This window comes from Zunongwangia sp. SCSIO 43204, assembly GCF_019904275.1.
Lineage (GTDB): Bacteria > Bacteroidota > Bacteroidia > Flavobacteriales > Flavobacteriaceae > Zunongwangia > Zunongwangia mangrovi.
In genome coordinates this window covers 4,544,309-4,563,010 of the sequence record NZ_CP063204.1, presented here as the reverse complement: position 1 = coordinate 4,563,010, position 18,702 = coordinate 4,544,309, and the positions used below count along the sequence as shown (strand labels likewise).

Here is an 18,702-nt window from a genome sequence, read left to right as displayed (position 1 = left end):
CGAGATCTCAACTAAATAAAGATGAATAATATTTCTATAGTTATCCCAACAAGGCATAGAAATGAACATTTACAAGAGTGTTTAACATTACTGTCTCCAGATTTACAAAAGTATCCATTAAATAATTACGAAGTTATTGTCTCTGATGATGGTAGTATTACAACAGCAGAGAAGTTAATCCTAGAAAAATTTCCCTGGGTGAAATGGGTTAAAGGTCCACAAAAAGGACCTGCCGCCAATAGGAATAACGGAGTAAAATATGCTAAATTTAATTGGATTGCTTTTACAGATGATGATTGTTTGCCATCTAAAAACTGGTTAGAATCTTTTAGTTGCGCTATTGACGATAATCCTGAAGCAAATGTTTTTGAGGGAAAAACAGAAGCAGATAGAAGAAAAAAGCGCTTCAATGAGGTAGCTCCAATCAACTCGAATGGAGGATTGTTATGGAGCTGCAATCTTATGGTAAGAAAACCTTATTATTTGAGTATGGGAGGGTATTGCGAAGAATTTAAATTTGAACTAGAAGACATTGAATTTAGAACTCGAGTTCAAAAAGATAAACAACCCATAATTTTTGTTCCTAAAGCATTTGTTTGCCATCCTTGGAGAAAAATAGATAATAAGTATAAGGTTGAATATGAAAGTGTACTTATTTTTTTGAAAAGACATCCAGACCATCAAAAGCATTACAGTTTAACGACCAGATTAAAGATTATCGCAGTAATGACCCTAAACCTCTTCAAAGATGCTTTTCGTTTTAAATTTAGAGGGATCGGTTATGCAATTGTAGATCTATTTTATGAATTAAGAAGTGCTTTCGTGGTGCACTTTAAAATTGTTGCAAATCAGAAGTAGATTAATAAACCTGTTTAATAATCATTAAAAACTTAAAATCATGGCGAAATATTGCGTTTTTGGCGGATTGGGATTTATTGGTAAATATATCGTAAATCAATTAAGGTCTGAGGGTCATCAAGTGATCGTAATAGGGATGAAAATGCGTAATCTTGAAGATTATTATGATTGGAATGGATTGACATACCTTAAGCTAGAACAAATAATGGAAGGGGTTAATGGAGTTATAAACTTAGCTTATGCTTCTACACCAAAAACCAGTTTTGACGATCCTATCACAGATATTAAAGATAATCTTCCTTCTATTGTGAATTTCTTGGAATGGATGAGTTTATTTTCTGTAAAGAGAATTGTAATGGTGTCTACAGGAGGGGCTATTTATGGGAACACAAATGAAAATCCCATTTCAGAAGCAGCTGCAACAAACCCTATATCTCCTTACGGTATAACTAAACTTGCGGTAGAGAAATATTCCTCTATGTATTGTACTCATAAGAAGTTACCAGTTATAACCGTTAGACCAGGAAATGCTTATGGTGTTGGGCAATCGCCATTTCTGGGGCAGGGATTTATTGCAACTGCAACATATTCTGTTCTAGATCAAAGGGAAATGAAAATCTTTGGCAAAAATGGAACAGTTAGAGATTATATCCATGTTAAGGATGTTGCAAATGGTATTATTGCAGCGCTAAAAAAAGGAAAGATTGGAGAAACCTATAATATAGGAACTGGTAGAGGAGCATCGACCAAATTTGTCTTCGATTATATATCGAAATTAGCCAGAAAGAACGGCTTTTTTTCTCCGAAAGTTCAAATAGAAAAATTAAGACCATTCGATGTGAGAAAGAATATTCTGGATAGTTCAAAACTAAAAAAGGATACCGGTTGGTACCCTCAAGTAAGTTTAGAAGAAGGAATTGAAGAATATTGGAATCACAGTCTTGAGGCTTTTAAATCTAAAGCCATTGAACGTGTTTTGTGGGCTTAAATAATTATAATATGCATTGTGTAAGAGTTATAGATCCGTCAAAAAAGATCGTTATCTTTTTATCTGCGAAAGAAGATATAGGGCGTGAAAGAAAAGCATATTATTATGCTTTAAAAAAATATTTTAATGTTGTCTGTTGTATTGATAAAGAACTCGATCAGGTAATTGCTTCTATGGAGTCTCAGGGAGAAATATTCTTAATTCTCTATCCAGATCCTTGCGAGGCCATTATTCCTGAAAATATTTTGAGTATTAACTATCCTACAGGTTGTTTTCAAATAGACACTTACGATGGAACTAAAGCTAGATTAGACCAATCGATGCTCTTTGATCATGCATTTATATTTCATCCGAAGTATGATAAAATGCTTGAAGGAATGGGACATCCTGGAGTAACTTTACTTCCACATGCAGTTGAGACGAATCTCTATCCAGAATTTATAAAAGAAAGAAAATTCGATGTAGGATGGGTTGGTCGTTTAGATGGACCTTTTTATCAAATTCGAAAAGAGCAGGTAGAAGCAATTAGTAAACGTTATAAAACCAACGATATTAATAAATTCTATAATCAGGATGAGTTAATATCTGTTTATACAAACTCAAAAATTGCTGTCAATATATCGAGGGATGATTATATGATAGATGCGAATTTAAGATGTTTCGAAATTATGGCTTCTGGAGCGCTGTTGATAACAAAAAAACCTACGGAACTAGATGAAATTGGTCTAGTCGCAGGAAAACATTTTGTGACTTACAAAACAACAGAAGAATTACTTAATAAGATATCCTATTATTTACAAAATGAAAATGAAAGAAAACGCATAGCTTTTCAGGGATATCAGGCGGTTAATAAGTCTCATGATTTTGTAAACAGAGTAGAGACGATCGTAGAGGTAGTTCAGAGAAATAATAATAGAAAATTAGCTCCAGCAAGGAATTGGCGAGCGACTAAAAAAAATGAAGTGTTTTTTGAATATTATGCTCATCGTAGAAAGTTATTTAAAGCACTTAAATATGGTATTTATCTATTGAAATCTAGATATAGCCGATCCTTGTATGTCTTCAAGAATTTGGGAAGAATAGTTTTTTTAAACATGAAATTTTATACGAAATAATATGAGTTTAACAATACTTCACGTAGCAGATATAAAGCTTGATCCTTATTCAGGGATGGGAAGGATAGCATATTTTTGGAAAAAAGCTTTTGAAGAAGCAGGTCATCAATTTATTCATTTGGGAAAAGAAAATGTGGTTACAAAGCATCCTTCAGAATTTCCTGGTAAGGCTTTTAAGATATTTAAAGAAAAATTCGGCAAAAAGAAGCCAGATGTTATTTTGGCTCATGAGCCTGTGTCTGGAAAATTTATTGGAACCAATATTCCAATAGCGCTTTTTAGTCATGGAATAGAGCAGCGAGAGTGGAATTTAAGAAACACTTACTATAAAAAATTTCATGACGAGGTTAGCTTAAGAAGTAAAGTTTTGTTTCCAATATGGCGCCTTCGAAACTGTAATAAGGGCCTTAGAAAAGCTAATTTATTATTGCTTTCAAATAAAGAAGATCAAAATTACGCTATAGAAAAGTTTAAAAGATGTATAGATGACATTACGATCTTTAGGAATGGAGTGAAAGAAGACTTTCTAACTCAAAGTGATTTGAACACTGAAAACAAAGAATGCATAATTGGATTTAGCGCTACCTGGATAAAAAGAAAAGGCACAGGACTAATTATTGAAGCGTCAAAAAAATTATTAAGAGATAGAATACCTGTAAGGTGGTTACTGTTTGGAACGGTCTTCCCTAAAGAAGACATCTTAAAAGAGTTTCCAGAGGAGTTGCACCCAAATATTGAGATTGTACCTACTTTTAATTCAGACGAAGAAAAGAAATTGTATGAGAAATGTGATATTTTCATTCTTCCTAGTTTTTTCGAAGGACAATCATTAGCTCTTTTGCAAGGTATGGCTGCAGGCTTATGTTGTGTAACTTCAGATAATTGTGCTCAAATAGATCTAATTCAGCATAGAGTAAATGGTTTGCTTTTTAAAACTGGAGATTATATAGATCTCAGTACTCAAATAGAGTTAGCCATTAAAAATCCAAAATTTCGAAAAAAATTGGGAGAAAATGCACGGGAGAGTGTTATTGATCGTAGATGGAGTGTGGTATCGAAAGAAGTTGTTAATCAGATAGAGAAGATAGCATAGTTTTACTTAAATGATAATTCATAAGATATTCTTTAAATTGTCATTTTACTATCACCAGTGGCTTGCTAAGATTTGTATTCTCCCAGCTGTTTTAGCAGGTTTAAAAATAGGGTCAGATAGTGTAGTAGGAAAGACCTTTTTCTCATGGCCACACCAGGTGAGCATCGGAAAGAATTGTATCCTCGAAAGCTATATAAACTTTAGGTATGATGGTATTTGGAATCCGGGACCTTCAATAATTATTGATGATAATGTTTATATAGGAGCTAATTCAGAATTTAATATTTGCAGTGATATCCACATTGGTAAAGATGCTTTAATTGCTTCTGGATGTAAGTTTATTGATCATAATCATGGCTACCAGTCCTTAAGTACACCAATTAGATTACAACCACCAGATGTGGCAGCCATTAGAATATCTAATAATGTTTGGCTAGGAACAAATGTAATAGTTCTAAAGGGTGTTAAGATTGGTTATGGATCAATTGTAGCGGCAGGCTCTGTGGTTACAAAGTCAATTCCTTCAATGGAAATATGGGGCGGAGTTCCCGCAAAAAAAATTAGTATTAGAAAAGATGAAGACATTAATAATCACATGCGGATGTCTGGAACCTTCTAAAGACGGTATAGGCGATTATTGTTTCAATTTAGCTAAGGCGATAAAACTTTTAGGTGTTAAAGTTGTTTTAGTTAGTATTAACGATTTTTATGTAAAGTCTTTTAGAGAAGAAACCCGAGAAGATATCCAGCTTTGTAGAATTCCCGCAAGGAATAGTTGGCAACAAAAATATAGATTATTTAAAAATATATCTGAAACCGTAAGTCCGGATCATATAAGTTTTCAATATGTGACTTATGCTTTTCACAAAAAGGGGCTACCGGTTGTTGCACATCAGTTTTTAGTGGGAATTCTTAAATCTTATGAGGTTAGCATTATGATGCACGAACCTTGGATAGGAAGATCTAAAGAAGATTCATTAAGACATAAGGTAATTGGCTATTTTCAGCAAATAATAATTAAGCAGCTAATTAACGGAATATCACCTATAAAAGTGTTTACTAGTAATATAGCATTTAGTCGATTATTAAAGGAAAACGGGATTCAAAATAAAGTTCTTCCGCTTTTTAGTAATATACCATTTAGTAAAAATGCGTTGCAACAGCTACCTCAGTTATTCAACGAAAACCAATTATTCCTTTTTGAAAAGTCACTCAAGATTGTTCTTTTTGGAAGAATCCCTTTTAGTTGGCGAAAAGAAGAGTTAGTTAGGTGGTTAAAGGATAAGAACGTTACTATAATGGTAGCCGGAAGGTCTGATCAAGATTCTGCCGACAATTTAAGGCATGAAATTAAAGGTTTGAGCGCGAAAATTAACTTTATAGCTTTAGGAGAATTAAGTAAAGAGCAAGTTTCCACCTTATTACAATATGCAGATGCAGGTTTAGCATTAACTCCTCCACAAATTTTAGGTAAAAGCGGAGTTGTTGCGGCTTATAAGGAGCACGGTTTACCTATAATATTAGCTGGAAATAATGAGTTGTTTTTAGAAACTGATGTAACGTACCTAGAGCAATTAGATAAATTAAGCTTAGATATTTCTCTTGATGATCAACTAGAAAAACTTAAACGAAAACCTTCATATTCTGGAGTTCAACTTATTGCTGAAACCTTTTTAAACGGAGTAAGTGGTTTAAAAGAAGCGAAAAATGCGTATCCCATTTAATTTAACCTTAAATAATCAATAGATGAAAATAATTGTTTCTCATCCCAATAGTAACCAATTCAATAGATGGGCTTTAGATGGATTAATGGATAAAGATATGTTGCATGAATTTAATACATCTGTAGCATCTTTTCCGGGGACATTTCTGGATAAACTATCTAATGTTAAATCCTTTTCTGAAATAAAAAGACGAAGTTTTGTTTCAAGACTTCAACCCTTTACTAAATGTTCACCTTGGTTAGAAACTGGAAGAATTGTTTCCAATAAATTTGGTTTTCAGTCTCTTACGAAACATGAAACTGGGATTTTTTCAGTAGATTCAGTTTATAAAGACATAGATGCAAAAACAAAATCTCGCCTTAAGCATGCAAAATTTACTGGCGTAAAAGGTGTTTATGCATATGAGGATGGAGCTCTAAATACTTTTCGTGAGGCCAAGAAGCTTGGGATGACCTGCTTCTATGATTTGCCAATCGGATATTGGAAACACGCAAGAAAACTATTAAAAGAAGAATACAGTAGATCACCAGAATGGGTGTCTACATTAACCGGTCTTCAAGACTCTGCAGCCAAACTTCTTAAGAAGGATGAGGAATTAAAATTAGCTGATAAGATTTTTGTAGCAAGTACATTTACGAAGAATAGCTTAAAAGATTTCGATCATATTTTAAATAATGTGGAAGTTATACCTTATGGTTTTCCTATCCCAACTACCGATAGGAAATATTCTAGTCTTAAAAACCGAAAAAAGATAAAACTTCTTTTTGTAGGAAGGCTAGAACAACGAAAAGGAATTGGTGATGTTGTGAAGGTGGCAGATGCTTTAAAAGACTTTGTAAGTCTTACAATAGTAGGGCAAAAACCAACAAATGATTGTGAAGCACTAAATTCAGCTCTAACGAGACATGTTTGGACACCTAGTATGCCTCATTCCAAAATATTAGAGTTGATGAAAGAGCATGATGTGCTTCTATTTCCATCTCTATTTGAAGGTTTTGGGATGGTGATTACTGAGGCAATGTCTCAGGGAACACCAGTGATCACTACAGAAAGAACTGCTGGTCCAGATTTGATAACCCATGGAGAGAATGGTTGGTTAATGAAAGCTGGATCAACAATTAGTCTTAAAAATTGTGTTGAAGAAATTTTAGAAAATCGAGACTTAATAAGTCAGGTAGGTAAAAATGCATTGGAGTCTGCATTTGATCGCCCTTGGAAGAAATATGGCGATGAATTAGCAGAGGCTATGCGAAAACATTTTTAAAGATATGAGTGATGTAGCTATCAGTATCAAGGGCACCAAAGAAATTATATACTCTGATAATTTAATATTAAAAAAAGGCATATGGCTTTATTTCTTTTTGTTATTGTTTGAAGGAGCTTTACGAAAATGGGTTTTACCTTCTCTTTCTGCTCCACTGCTTATTGTACGAGATCCTATCGCTATCTGGTTGATATATACAGCTTGGAAACGAGATCTGATACCATATTCATCTTTCTTAATATCAATGGTTTTTACGGCGATGTTATCGTTAGTCACAACATTTTTAGCGGGACATGGTAATTTATTTGTTGCTATATATGGTGCTAGAATTTTAGTTTTACACTTTCCACTTATTTTTATAATTGGTAATGTTTTCTCAAGGAAAGATGTGGTTCAAATAGGCAAAATAATGCTTTATTTTTCAGTGCCTATGACAGTTTTAATCGCGTTACAGTTTTACAGTCCGCAATCGGCTTGGGTAAATCGAGGTGTAGGTGGAGATATGGACGGAGCCGGGTTTAGTGGCGCAATGGGATATTTTAGACCACCTGGGACTTTTTCTTTTACCACGGGAAATACTATGTTTTATGCATTATTAGGAGCATATATTTTTTATTTTTTTCTAGAAAGAAAACGAGTAAATACCTGGATTTTAATTTTGTCTGCGATATCCTTATTTATTGCGATACCCCTGTCAATAAGTAGAACATTGTTATTTCAGGTAATAATTGCATTTCTGTTTGCCTGTATAGCAGGTGTAATAAATAGAAAGTTTTCTGGTAGAATATTAACAACTGTGATTCTTTTAATAGTCGCTCTTAGTATTGTTTCTACTACTGAAGTTTTTCAAAAAAGTACTGAAGTTTTTACTACCCGTATAGAATCTGCAAGCAAATTTGAGGGAGGTATTGAAGGTACTTTATTAGACCGTTACTTAGGAGGACTTTTAGGAGCTTTAAACCATTCCACTTCACAAAATCTTCCATTTTTTGGACATGGAATGGGATTAGGAACCAATGCCGGTAGTATGATTTTGACTGGCGGTGTGTCTTTCTTAATTGCGGAAGAAGAATGGGGTCGTCTAGTGGGGGAAATGGGAATCCTTTTTGGTCTAGCAGTTATATTTATTCGGCTAGGTTTATGTTTTTCTTTGGCTTTTAAAAGTCATAACGAACTATTAAAAGGTTCTCCTCTAGCATGGATGCTTCTTAGTATAGGCCTTCTTATTATTCCACAGGGACAATGGGCTCAGCCTACTGCGCTTGGTTTTGGCGTTTTAGTAGGTGGTTTGATCATGGCATCTTTAAACACATCAAAATAAATAAAAATGAAAATCATTTTTTATACGCACCCAAGCTTTTTGGGGCATAAAAGTATGCCTAGATTTACCAATATGCTTGCAAAAGGAATGGCTATAAGAGGGCATGAGGTTGAGGTATGGTCACCATCAGGAGTTTTTGCAAGGTTGTCTAAATCGAGCTCATTGATTAAATATTTAGGTTATATAGATCAATTGTTGATTTTTCCTTTTCAGGCTAAATTGATACTTAAAAGAAAAGATGAGGCACTACATGTTTTAACAGATCATGCTTTAGGTCCTTGGATGAGTTTTATAAAAAAAAGAAAACACGTTGTTCATTGTCATGATTTTATAGCTCAAAAAGCTGCAGTAAATAAAATTGAAGATTTAAAAATTGGTAGTCTTGGACGGTATTATCAAAATTTAATAAAGAAGGGGTATTCCAAGGCTCATAATTTTATTTCAGTTTCAGAGACAACGAGAAAAGATTTACATCTGTTTAAACCAGAAACACTTAAAAATTCTCAAGTTGTTTATAATGGTTTAAATCAAAATTTTAAACCTAGTGAATCAATTACCTCCTTAAGAAGGCAATTAGAGCAAAAATTAAATATTTCTCTTTCTAATGGGTTTCTTTTCCATATAGGAAATAATGAGTGGTATAAAAATAGAACCGGCGTAATTAACTTATATGATTATTGGAGAAATAGTAATAAGCATTCTAAACCATTAATAATGGTTGGTCCTAAGCCCACAAAGGACTTAATCGCTTTAAAAGAGGCATCCGGTTTTTCTAAAGATATTTTATTTCTGGATAATATAGCTGATGATTTGGTTAGGGACTTATATTCTGCAGCTACATTACTTATTTTTCCATCGTATACTGAAGGTTTTGGCTGGCCAATAGCTGAAGCAATGGCTTCAGGTTGCCCAGTTATAACAACAGCAGAAGCTCCAATGACTGAAGTTGGAGGCAAAGCAGCATTTTACATTCCGAAAAGACCATATAAACAAAATGAACAGAATGAATGGCTTAAAGTTGGGGCTAAGGAAATTGAAAAAGTGGTTTCTTTAAGTTTAGAAGAAAGGAAGAAGGTTATTTCTTCAGGGATACATAATTCCAAACGCTTTGATTCTAAGCAAGCCCTGGACTCTATAGAAAATATTTATAAATCGTGTTATTCCAAAAATTATGAAAATCCTTCATGTAGTAGATCGAATGGATCCTAAAGCTGGTGGTGTTTGTCAAGCTATAAGGACGATAGTAGATTCTTTATCACAGCTGGAAGTAATAAGTGAAGTCGTTTCTATAGATTCTGAAGCCAGCAATTTTAATGATTCTTTCAAAATATATGCTTTAGGTCCTGCTAATAATCCATGGCAATTTAGTAAAAAACTATTGCCGTGGTTAATCCGCAATTTAGGGAATTACGACTCAGTAATAATCCACGGTATGTGGCAGTATTATGGTTTTGCGACTTACAAAGCACTTAAAGAACGTGATGGGGATAAACCGTTAGTTTATTTAATGCCCCATGGCATGCTAGATCCTTATTTTCAAAATGCTCCTGACAGAAAATTAAAAGCGATAAGAAATAGAGTCTATTGGAATTTGATCGAGCAACATGTTATTAAAAATTGTACTGCTTTATTGTTTACGTGTAGAACGGAGATGGAATTAGCACGACTATCTTTCAAACCATACAAACCAAAGCATGAAAAAATAATTGGTTTAGGCATAAAAAGTCCTCCAAAATGTACTGAGTCGATGCTTAATTCTTTTTATAAGGCATCTGGACTTAAAATCGATGAAAACTTTATACTTTTTTTAGGCAGGATCCATAATAAGAAAGGTCTTGATATTCTAATAAAAGCATATATCGAGCTTTTACCAGTTGTCAAGTTGCCTAAACTGGTTATTGCTGGTCCAGGAATCGAATCAGATTTTGGAAAAGAAATAAAAAGACTGATTGAAAAAAATCCTCAATTACAGTCCTATTTCATTTTTACAGGAATGCTCGTAGGAGATTCTAAATGGGGAGCTTTTTATGACTGCGAAACATTTATTCTTCCTAGTCATCAGGAAAATTTTGGAATAGCAACAGTTGAAGCTTTAGCCTGCGGTAAGCCAGTTCTTATTTCTAATCAGGTAAATATCTTTCATGAAATTCAGGATTACGATGCGGGATTGATTGGAGCAGATAATATCGCAGGAACCAAAAAAATACTTCAAAGTTGGATGTCACTATCTATCGAAGAAAAAAGAACAAAGGGTACCAATGCGATGAAGTGTTACAAAGAGAAATTTACAGAACATACTGTAGCAAAAAAAATTATAGAATTGAAGAATTTGAATTATGAAAATAGCCTCCTCGAATACAAATTTTAATTCTAGAGTTAGGTTAGAAGGCTTTAATCCTTCTAAAGGTTTAAGTAGAGGAGCTTCAAAATTTAAAGAAATTAGTTGGTACACCATTAAGGTGTTTTTCTTCCTATCTGCAATCCCATACCCAACAAATTTTAAAATTTTTTTACTTCGGCTTTATGGGGCGGAAGTAGGTAAGAATATAACCTTAAAACCCAGGGTGAATATTCATTTTCCATGGAAGCTCAAGATTGGAAACAATGTATGGATAGGAGAAGAAAGCTTTCTATTAAATTTTGAGGAGTTGACTATAGGTAATAATGTTTGCGTTTCTCAGAGGGTATTTCTATGTGGTGGTAATCACAATTTTAAGGACCCCACTATGCCTTATAGAAATGGCCCCATTAGTCTAAGGGATGGATGTTGGGTAGGAGCTTGTTGTTTTATAGGGCCGGGTGTTTGTATAGGAGAGGATACTGTGCTCACAGTAGGTTCAATTGTAACTTCTTCTGTAGGACCAAATTTAGTTTATAGAAAAGGTAATTCAGATTTAATGAAAGTAAGATGGATATAAATAATAAATAAAATGTTTAATAAAAATTTAATAAGATGAAAAGAATACTAGTTACAGGTGGTGCAGGTTTTATTGGCTCACACCTTTGCGCAAGATTACTGAACGAAGGTAATGAAGTAATTTGCTTAGACAATTATTTTACAGGGAATAAACAAAACATCGTTGATTTGATGCATCACCCCTATTTTGAGCTAGTTCGCCATGATGTAACAGAACCCTTTATGGCAGAAGTAGATGAGATTTATAATTTAGCTTGTCCCGCCTCACCTGTTCACTACCAGTACAATCCAATTAAAACGATGAAAACCTCTGTAATGGGAGCTATAAATACTTTAGGTCTGGCAAAAAGAGTAAGAGCGAAAATTCTTCAAGCGAGTACTAGTGAGGTTTATGGTGATCCTTACGTTCACCCACAACCAGAATCATATTGGGGAAATGTAAACACCATTGGACCAAGATCCTGTTATGATGAGGGTAAGCGATGTGCTGAAACATTATTTATGGATTATTTCAATCAACATAATATAGATATAAAAATCGTACGGATTTTTAATACATATGGCCCTAATATGAACCCTAATGATGGTAGGGTAGTGTCTAATTTTATTGTTCAGGCTTTAAAAGGTGAAGAAATAACAATTTTTGGAAGTGGAAATCAGACTAGGTCATTTCAATACGTAGATAATTTAGTAGATGGCATGGTTAGAATGATGGGGACTCAAAGAGGTTTTACCGGTCCGGTTAACATAGGTAATCCTAATGAGTTTACTATGTTAGAGTTAGCCCAGACAATTTTAGATATTACTGGTTCCTCATCAAAACTTAGTTTTAAGGCTTTGCCTAAAGATGATCCACAACAAAGAAGACCAGATATCGCTATTGCTAAAAAATGTTTGGATGGATGGGAACCAGATATTCAACTAAGAGAAGGGCTTACTAAAACTATTCAGTACTTCGAAGAGGTTCTAATGCAAGAACCACAAATTGTTCAAGCTTAAAAGAATCAAATTATGAAAGTTTCAATTATAACAGTGGTATATAACAACGAAGATACCATAGCAGAGTGTATAGAGTCTGTCTTTAGCCAGACATATCATGATATCGAATATATTATAATCGATGGTAATTCTACCGATGGAACAAAAGAAAAAATAAAGCCATATTTGGACAGAATAGATTGTTTTATTTCTGAACCTGATTCTGGAATTTTCGATGCATACAATAAGGGAATTAAATGGGCTACCGGAGATGTGGTGGGAATTTTGAATTCTGATGATTTCTTCCATTCAGAGAGAACTATCGAGAAGATTGTTAAAGCATTTGATGTTTCTGGTAGTGATTTGGTTTATGGAAAAGGTGTTTTTGTGAGTAAGGATAACCCAAATTTAATCAAGAGAATTTATCCTTCTAATCCGTTTAAAAATAGTCATTTGTTTTTCGGATGGATACCATTACATCCAACGATCTATGTAAAAAGAAAGGTTTACGAAGAGTTCGGCTTGTATAATAAAAATTATTCTATAGCTGGGGATTATGATATCTCTTTGAGATGGTTTAAGAATAAGCATATTGAGAAGTTTTACCTGAAGGATTGGGTCGTTAAAATGAGATTAGGAGGGAAAAGTACAACCTTAGCATTGCAGAAAAAGAAATCTTCAGAAGATATGAAAATTATTAAATACCATAAGCTAGCGGGTTATTTAACCTTGATGTTTAAAATAGGTAGGAAAATACCACATCATTTAATTCCAAGAATGGTAGACTCTAAGAGTTTATACAGGTGGTTTTAATAATTAAGATGTAAATATATAATTAACCTTTAATAAATAATATGAAACTAGCAGCAAATTCATTTATTTTATTGGTAACAGTTATGCTTTTGTTTTCGTCATGTGTTTCGCGTAGAAAAATTGCGTATTTGCAGGGAGATGAAGGTGAGCAAAATCTGAACCTTATAAATAATAATCTAAAAATTCAACCAGATGACGTATTAACGATCAGGGTATCTACAGAAGAACCTGATGCGGCAATACCTTTTAATTTAACTAAAACTGTAGGGCAGTCAGGAATGCCTGGAAATATTGAATTAGAGACTTACTTAGTGTCCAATACAGGAACAATTAAATTTCCGGTTATTGGTGAAATTGAAGTTGCCGGATTAACTAATATTCAATTAGCTGAAAAAATAAAATCAGAAATTAGTGAGTATGTTAAGGACGCAATTGTTAATGTACGTATTCTAAATTTTAGAATAAGCGTTTTAGGAGAGGTTAAAAGCCCGGGAACCTTCTTTATTGAAGACGATCATATCACGCTACCGCAGGCATTAGGGCTTGCAGGGGATATGACGATTTATGGTAAGCGAAAAAATATTTTAATTGCCCGTCAGGTTAAGGGTAAACAAATTCGAAAGTACGTTGATTTGAGAGACGCAGATATTGCTTCATCTCCCTATTATCATCTACAACAAAACGATATTGTCTATGTAGAGCCAGTAGGAGCGAGGAGGCAATCAGCAAGCTTCCTTGGAACAGCTTCTAGCTATTTATCTTTGGCATCTGTTATTATCTCTACCGTAGTTCTGATAACTAATAATTAAAATGGTTGATTATGAGTCATAAATCTAAAAATAACCAAAAAAAGATTGGTCAAGAACTTAAAAAATATACTAAGTATTGGTACTGGTTTATTATAACTGTAGCTATTACCGTAAGTGCAGCATATTTTTACTTAAAATATGCCACTCCTGTATTCAAGGCTACGGCCAGTATAATTATTAAGAATGATGGGGCCAAAGGTAGTTCTGATGCCGCATATGGTTTTAGCGATGCTTCTATGTTTGGATTAAGATCTGAAAAAATAGAGAGCGAAATATCAATATTGAATTCCAGGCAATTAATGAAGGAGGTGGTAAAAGCACTTAATTTGCATATTACCTACTCTATAGATGGTAGATTTAGAAATATAGAATTGTATGATGATAAACCATTTACAGTTAAACTTCTAGCATACGATGCGCAAAAGCTTAAAAAGTTTTCTTCCAATTTTGTAGTAACCTATTTAGGGGAAGATAAATTTTTAGTGATGGATAGACAAAATTTTAAAGAATATAGGGTAAATGTTAATGAAGCATTAGATATTGGATTTTCGAAAATATTATTAACCAATCCTAAGTCAGATGGTAAAAACCTGCCAGTGAATGTTGACTTTCATTCTATCGAATCTATGGCCGCCAATTATGGAAATAAAGTTTCCTTAATTCAAGGTGAAAATAGTTCGAATGTAATTCGATTTGAACTTACAGATCCGGTGCCTAATAGAGCAAAAAATGTATTGGATCAACTTATCCTAGAATATAATAAAGATGCAATAGAAGATAAAAATTTGATTGCTGAAAATACAGCTAATTTCATTAATGAGAGGCTGACAATAATTAATAGCGAATTAGATTCTGTTGAAACTGGTAAAGTAGAATTTAAGAAAGAAAATCGTCTTACTGATTTATCATCGGAGTCTGAAATATTTGTTCAAAATGCCAGTGAGTATAGTAAACGAAAACAAGAATTAGGTACACAATTAGAGCTCGTTAATACAATACTTCAGTTTTTGTCTGAAACTGATAGTGATGATCTTATCCCGGCTAATTTAGGTATAGAGGCAGCAGGTGTTAATCAACAGATTTCAGAATACAATGATTATATTTTAGAACGTAATAGATTACTTAATAGCTCTACGGAAAAGAATCCAATGGTGAAGCGAATTAATGATAATTTGGCACAGGTAAAATACAACATCTATCAGTCATTAAAACAATCTAGATCGAGTTTACAGATTTCACTTAATGAGCTTAGAAGACAGTCTTATAACGTTAACTCAAAAATTTCAGAGATACCCCTTCAGGAAAAAGAAAATAGAGGTATAGAAAGACAGCAAAAAATTAAAGAATCTTTATATCTATATCTCTTGCAAAAGCGAGAAGAGAATACTTTGGCTCTTGCAGTAACTGAGCCAAAAGCTAAAATAGTGGATGAAGCCTATAGTAATGGAATTCCAGTAGCACCAAATCCAAGGAGCATTTTTTTAGGAGCTGTTTTGTTAGGGCTGTTAGTTCCTTTTTCTGTAATATTTGGTTTTCAGGCTTTAGATAATAAGGTTCGAAGCAAAATTGATCTCCAAGAGTTTCTATCGAAAGAAATACCTCTAGTTGCAGAAATCCCTTCTTTGGGAAGGGTGAAAAAAAACTTTTTAATACAACAAAAGGATAGATCGATATTAGCAGAGTCTTTTAGGATTTTATTGACGAACATGCAAGTTCATCTAAAGAAAAGATTTGATGATAAAAACTCTAAAGTCATCATGCTTACTTCATCTTCTAAAGGAGAAGGGAAAACATTTACAACTATGAATCTTGGTATTACCATGGCAAATAGTAACAAGAGAGTTTTGCTTATTGGAGCAGATCTTAGAAATCCGCAAATGCAGAGATACATAGAAAATCCAGAAAATTTTATTGGATTGAGTGAATATTTGTCCGAGGAAGCGCAAATTGATGGGATTGTTAGACAATCGAATATTCATGCGAATCTTGACATGATTTACTCGGGTAGTATACCCTATAATCCTAGTGAATTACTTAGGTGTGACAGGTTAGAGTATTTGTTCAATGAAATGAAATCAAGATACGATTATATATTAGTCGATACCGCTCCATCAATGCTGGTAGCAGATACAGCGATTATTAGTGAATTTGCAGATCTTACTTTATATCTAGTAAAGGCAGGAAGTACCAAAAAAGAGAGCCTTGATTTTATACAGGATGCAAATGGGACTACTTTAAAAAATATATGTTGTATTTTAAATTGTGTTCAATTTTCAAACCTGCGTTATGGCAATAAGTACGGCTATGGTTATGGGGAGAAACGAAAAAAATATTCTAGAGAAATTAAAGCAAGCACTGCTAACACCGTAACTTCATAACTGTATCATGACAATTAAATATTTATTCATGTTAGGGTTTCTATCCGTATTTCAAATAAGTCAGGGGCAGGAAGAAGATGAAGCTAAAAGAAATTATGATTTTCATTTGCTTGTGGGCTCATCTGTTAGTGATACCTACTTTTCTTTTACCAATGAAACTGAATCGGATACAGAGCCCGGAGTTGGAATTTCAGTTGGAATTGGGACAGCACTAAATCTATCTAAAACATTTTACCTAACATTAGATTATGTCTTAAGATTGAGACGTAGTAAGGATATATATTTTGATAATAATTTCAATTTATACTACTTAAGTTTTCCAGGAGCATTAAATATCAGAGTGAATAAAATTTTAGATATCGCTTTTGGTCCACAAGTTGAAATAATATTATTCACAAATGGAAATGATCGGAAAGATGGAGAAATGTTTTCACATTCCTTGGAACATAGAAATTTAGGGATTCATTTGGGGCCAATAATTCACCTTTCAGAAAAATCTAGCATAGCTTTAAAATACTTTGCTGGATTAAATAATATTGGTATAAACTACGAAGGCCTTTACAGAGAATTCAGAATAAAAAGTTTCGAACTTAGATACAGTTACAAATTTTAGAAGATTTTGCTGCTAGCTACGATAGCCCCTAAGGTTTATATATTATAAACTAAAGGGGCTTTTTTTATTGCTAGGCTGAAATAAACTAATCCTTAATAACAGGAGTCTTATCGATATACATTTTTTGATAGGTAGGTTTAAACATATCACTCTCTCCAATTTGTTTGAATTGAAATTTATCCTGAATCATCATTCTGGACTCTACTTGAGTTCTACCTAAAATTTCGTCAATTGCTCTGGCTAAAAATGGTTCTTCCGGGTCACCAAGAACGCCAAGGTTATTTAGATCTTCAGTAATTGTTATATCTGGAGTAAGACCGTCGATGAAATCTGTATAGCCATCTCTATTAGCCATTTTTAAAACGAGAGGTTGCATAGCATAGGTATGATCATCGTTACGATTTTCATCATCGAAAGTGGGACTATCATATAAGGTTACAGACGCCTGAAATTTACCAGTAGTTGTTTCGCCAATATGTACAACATTAATATAAGGTGTTAGTCCGTTTATGATCAATTCACTCGCAGATGCCGTTGCCTGGGTGGTTAGAATATAAACTTCGCTAAGATTTAGACTATTAATTGCTTCCCCGTCACTTAATTCTGAATCAAATTCGTTAACAAGAAAATCGGGTGAGAAAGTTTCATAATATTCCTGGTAATCCTCATTCCACTCTTCCGTAGAAAAAACTTCACCTTCAAATTGTCCTGTAATCATGCTCGCTAAATCTGTAGCAGTATTTACAGAACCACCACCGTTATATCTAAGGTCTAAAACCAAATCTGTAACGCCTTCGCTTTTAAACTCCGCAAAAGCTGCATTTAATTCTTCATCAAAATTGGCTATAAAACTATTATACATCAGGTATCCAATTTTTCTTCCTTCCATCTCAAGGACTTCAGTAATAAAAACAGGATTCATAGTATAAAAATCATCAGTAAGGTTTGCAGTATCATCAGTTAAAAAGATCGTATTATCTTCTACATAGCCAATATTTATCGTAAAGGAATCACGTGTTAGCAATTCGCTGTAATTAGATAAAGTTAGTTGCTCCCCATCAACTTCAGTAAAAACAGTTCCACGAGTTAAGCCTTCTTCTTCAGCAGATGTTTCTGGTAAAATATATTGAATATAACCAAAAAGATCGTTGGTGCCACTTAATAGGCCCAATCCAAATTGAATACCTGTAGCTCCACTAATTCCGTCAAATTGATTTTCTAATTCTTCGTAGTCGTCTACCAGGTAGCTAAACTCGTCCTGATTAGAAAGTAGGGAATTAAAAAGGATTTCAGGAGAACTAAAATCGCTTAGAAATTCGGTTTGCGCATCATCATTAGTGAAATATTCATCGGCAAGTTCTGGAACATCTCCTTTGTATAGATAGATGTCGTTAAGCCCGCGATAGATAAAGTTTTTTACCTCCAGCTCAATTCGCTCTTCTTCTGTAAGTTCAGTTTCCTCTTGCTCTTGCTCTGGCGCTGGATCAACCTCCTCTGGGATATCATTGTCTTCAGAACACGCATTAAAAGAAAACAAACTTGTTAAAAAGAGTAGTAATAGAAAATTCTTTTTCATTAGTTTCAGTTTATGTAAAACATATCAGCAATTATGCCAATCGATTTTAAAAAATATACGGCAATATAATAGGAGCGGATTCTAAAAAAACGATTTTAACGTTAAAAGTGGATTATATTAAGCAAATAAATTATTACAAAAACAAAAAACTCCCGAAATTCTATAGAATCCCGGGAGTTTTTTATTGTGGAGTCGGAGGGAACGACCAAATTTTTAAAATCCTTCTATTTATAAGTTGTTCCAGGGCTGCATAAA

At 33.6% G+C, this 18,702-nt stretch carries 17 protein-coding genes; 16 read left to right on the top strand and 1 reads right to left on the bottom strand.

What is annotated here, in order from left to right; all coding sequences use genetic code 11:
• The first annotated feature begins 21 nt into the window (after positions 1 to 21).
• The 16 genes from INR75_RS20180 to INR75_RS20105 are packed head-to-tail and all read left to right on the top strand — an operon-like array spanning position 22 to position 16,871.
• Positions 22 to 858, top strand: coding sequence for a glycosyltransferase family 2 protein (locus INR75_RS20180; RefSeq protein ID WP_223090242.1), 837 nt, complete (start codon positions 22 to 24; stop codon positions 856 to 858).
• Between the two features lie 40 nt (positions 859 to 898).
• Positions 899 to 1,846, top strand: coding sequence for an NAD-dependent epimerase/dehydratase family protein (locus INR75_RS20175; protein WP_092543537.1), 948 nt, complete (start codon positions 899 to 901; stop codon positions 1,844 to 1,846).
• A gap of 11 nt (positions 1,847 to 1,857) precedes the next feature.
• Positions 1,858 to 2,961, top strand: a complete 1,104-nt coding sequence (locus INR75_RS20170; RefSeq protein WP_223090241.1) for a glycosyltransferase — start codon at positions 1,858 to 1,860, stop codon at positions 2,959 to 2,961.
• Position 2,962: 1 nt separating this feature from the next.
• Entirely contained in the window at positions 2,963 to 4,054 is a 1,092-nt protein-coding gene (locus INR75_RS20165) for a glycosyltransferase family 4 protein (protein ID WP_223090240.1), read from the top strand.
• 37 nt (positions 4,055 to 4,091) lie between these two features.
• Entirely contained in the window at positions 4,092 to 4,673 is a 582-nt protein-coding gene (locus INR75_RS20160; RefSeq protein WP_223090239.1) for a DapH/DapD/GlmU-related protein, read from the top strand.
• A complete protein-coding gene (locus INR75_RS20155) occupies positions 4,630 to 5,778 on the top strand; it encodes a hypothetical protein (RefSeq protein ID WP_223090238.1) in 1,149 nt (382 codons plus the stop codon). Before INR75_RS20160 ends, INR75_RS20155 begins: the two co-directional genes overlap by 44 nt.
• A 22-nt stretch (positions 5,779 to 5,800) precedes the next feature.
• Positions 5,801 to 7,042: a glycosyltransferase family 4 protein gene (locus INR75_RS20150; protein ID WP_223090237.1), complete on the top strand. Its 1,242-nt coding sequence runs from the start codon at positions 5,801 to 5,803 to the stop codon at positions 7,040 to 7,042.
• 4 nt (positions 7,043 to 7,046) lie between these two features.
• Positions 7,047 to 8,363 (top strand): hypothetical protein, encoded by a 1,317-nt coding sequence (locus INR75_RS20145; protein ID WP_223090236.1) that lies wholly within the window; start codon positions 7,047 to 7,049, stop codon positions 8,361 to 8,363.
• Positions 8,364 to 8,369: 6 nt separating this feature from the next.
• A complete protein-coding gene (locus INR75_RS20140; protein WP_223090235.1) occupies positions 8,370 to 9,572 on the top strand; it encodes a glycosyltransferase in 1,203 nt (400 codons plus the stop codon).
• A complete protein-coding gene (locus tag INR75_RS20135; protein ID WP_255584602.1) occupies positions 9,535 to 10,731 on the top strand; it encodes a glycosyltransferase in 1,197 nt (398 codons plus the stop codon). The genes INR75_RS20140 and INR75_RS20135 overlap by 38 nt, the downstream gene beginning before the upstream one ends.
• A complete protein-coding gene (locus INR75_RS20130; protein ID WP_223090234.1) occupies positions 10,700 to 11,281 on the top strand; it encodes a colanic acid biosynthesis acetyltransferase WcaF in 582 nt (193 codons plus the stop codon). The genes INR75_RS20135 and INR75_RS20130 overlap by 32 nt, the downstream gene beginning before the upstream one ends.
• A 35-nt stretch (positions 11,282 to 11,316) precedes the next feature.
• Positions 11,317 to 12,279 carry a UDP-glucuronic acid decarboxylase family protein gene (locus tag INR75_RS20125; protein WP_092543519.1) on the top strand — a complete coding sequence of 321 codons (963 nt, stop codon included), beginning with the start codon at positions 11,317 to 11,319 and terminating at the stop codon, positions 12,277 to 12,279.
• Between the two features lie 12 nt (positions 12,280 to 12,291).
• Positions 12,292 to 13,071, top strand: a complete 780-nt coding sequence (locus tag INR75_RS20120; protein WP_092543517.1) for a glycosyltransferase family 2 protein — start codon at positions 12,292 to 12,294, stop codon at positions 13,069 to 13,071.
• A 41-nt stretch (positions 13,072 to 13,112) separates the two neighbouring features.
• Entirely contained in the window at positions 13,113 to 13,880 is a 768-nt protein-coding gene (locus INR75_RS20115; protein ID WP_223090233.1) for a polysaccharide biosynthesis/export family protein, read from the top strand.
• Between the two features lie 11 nt (positions 13,881 to 13,891).
• The gene (locus INR75_RS20110; RefSeq protein ID WP_223090232.1) at positions 13,892 to 16,258 is read left to right on the top strand and encodes a polysaccharide biosynthesis tyrosine autokinase; all 2,367 of its coding nucleotides are present in this window, start codon (positions 13,892 to 13,894) and stop codon (positions 16,256 to 16,258) included.
• Positions 16,259 to 16,286: 28 nt separating this feature from the next.
• Entirely contained in the window at positions 16,287 to 16,871 is a 585-nt protein-coding gene (locus INR75_RS20105) for a hypothetical protein (RefSeq protein ID WP_223090231.1), read from the top strand.
• Positions 16,872 to 16,956: 85 nt separating this feature from the next.
• Here the strand turns inward: INR75_RS20105 and INR75_RS20100 are convergent, their stop codons facing one another.
• Positions 16,957 to 18,447, bottom strand: a complete 1,491-nt coding sequence (locus tag INR75_RS20100; RefSeq protein WP_223090230.1) for a S41 family peptidase — start codon at positions 18,445 to 18,447, stop codon at positions 16,957 to 16,959.
• Between the last annotated feature and the right edge of the window lie 255 nt (positions 18,448 to 18,702).

Coding starts and splice junctions, on each gene's coding strand:
- INR75_RS20180 (WP_223090242.1), top strand. CDS start 22: ATGAATAATATTTCTATAGTTATCCCAACAAGGCATAGAAATGAACAT.
- INR75_RS20175 (WP_092543537.1), top strand. CDS start 899: ATGGCGAAATATTGCGTTTTTGGCGGATTGGGATTTATTGGTAAATAT.
- INR75_RS20170 (WP_223090241.1), top strand. CDS start 1,858: ATGCATTGTGTAAGAGTTATAGATCCGTCAAAAAAGATCGTTATCTTT.
- INR75_RS20165 (WP_223090240.1), top strand. CDS start 2,963: ATGAGTTTAACAATACTTCACGTAGCAGATATAAAGCTTGATCCTTAT.
- INR75_RS20155 (WP_223090238.1), top strand. CDS start 4,630: ATGAAGACATTAATAATCACATGCGGATGTCTGGAACCTTCTAAAGAC.
- INR75_RS20150 (WP_223090237.1), top strand. CDS start 5,801: ATGAAAATAATTGTTTCTCATCCCAATAGTAACCAATTCAATAGATGG.
- INR75_RS20145 (WP_223090236.1), top strand. CDS start 7,047: ATGAGTGATGTAGCTATCAGTATCAAGGGCACCAAAGAAATTATATAC.
- INR75_RS20140 (WP_223090235.1), top strand. CDS start 8,370: ATGAAAATCATTTTTTATACGCACCCAAGCTTTTTGGGGCATAAAAGT.
- INR75_RS20135 (WP_255584602.1), top strand. CDS start 9,535: ATGAAAATCCTTCATGTAGTAGATCGAATGGATCCTAAAGCTGGTGGT.
- INR75_RS20130 (WP_223090234.1), top strand. CDS start 10,700: ATGAAAATAGCCTCCTCGAATACAAATTTTAATTCTAGAGTTAGGTTA.
- INR75_RS20125 (WP_092543519.1), top strand. CDS start 11,317: ATGAAAAGAATACTAGTTACAGGTGGTGCAGGTTTTATTGGCTCACAC.
- INR75_RS20120 (WP_092543517.1), top strand. CDS start 12,292: ATGAAAGTTTCAATTATAACAGTGGTATATAACAACGAAGATACCATA.
- INR75_RS20115 (WP_223090233.1), top strand. CDS start 13,113: ATGAAACTAGCAGCAAATTCATTTATTTTATTGGTAACAGTTATGCTT.
- INR75_RS20110 (WP_223090232.1), top strand. CDS start 13,892: ATGAGTCATAAATCTAAAAATAACCAAAAAAAGATTGGTCAAGAACTT.
- INR75_RS20105 (WP_223090231.1), top strand. CDS start 16,287: ATGTTAGGGTTTCTATCCGTATTTCAAATAAGTCAGGGGCAGGAAGAA.
- INR75_RS20100 (WP_223090230.1), bottom strand. CDS start 18,447: ATGAAAAAGAATTTTCTATTACTACTCTTTTTAACAAGTTTGTTTTCT.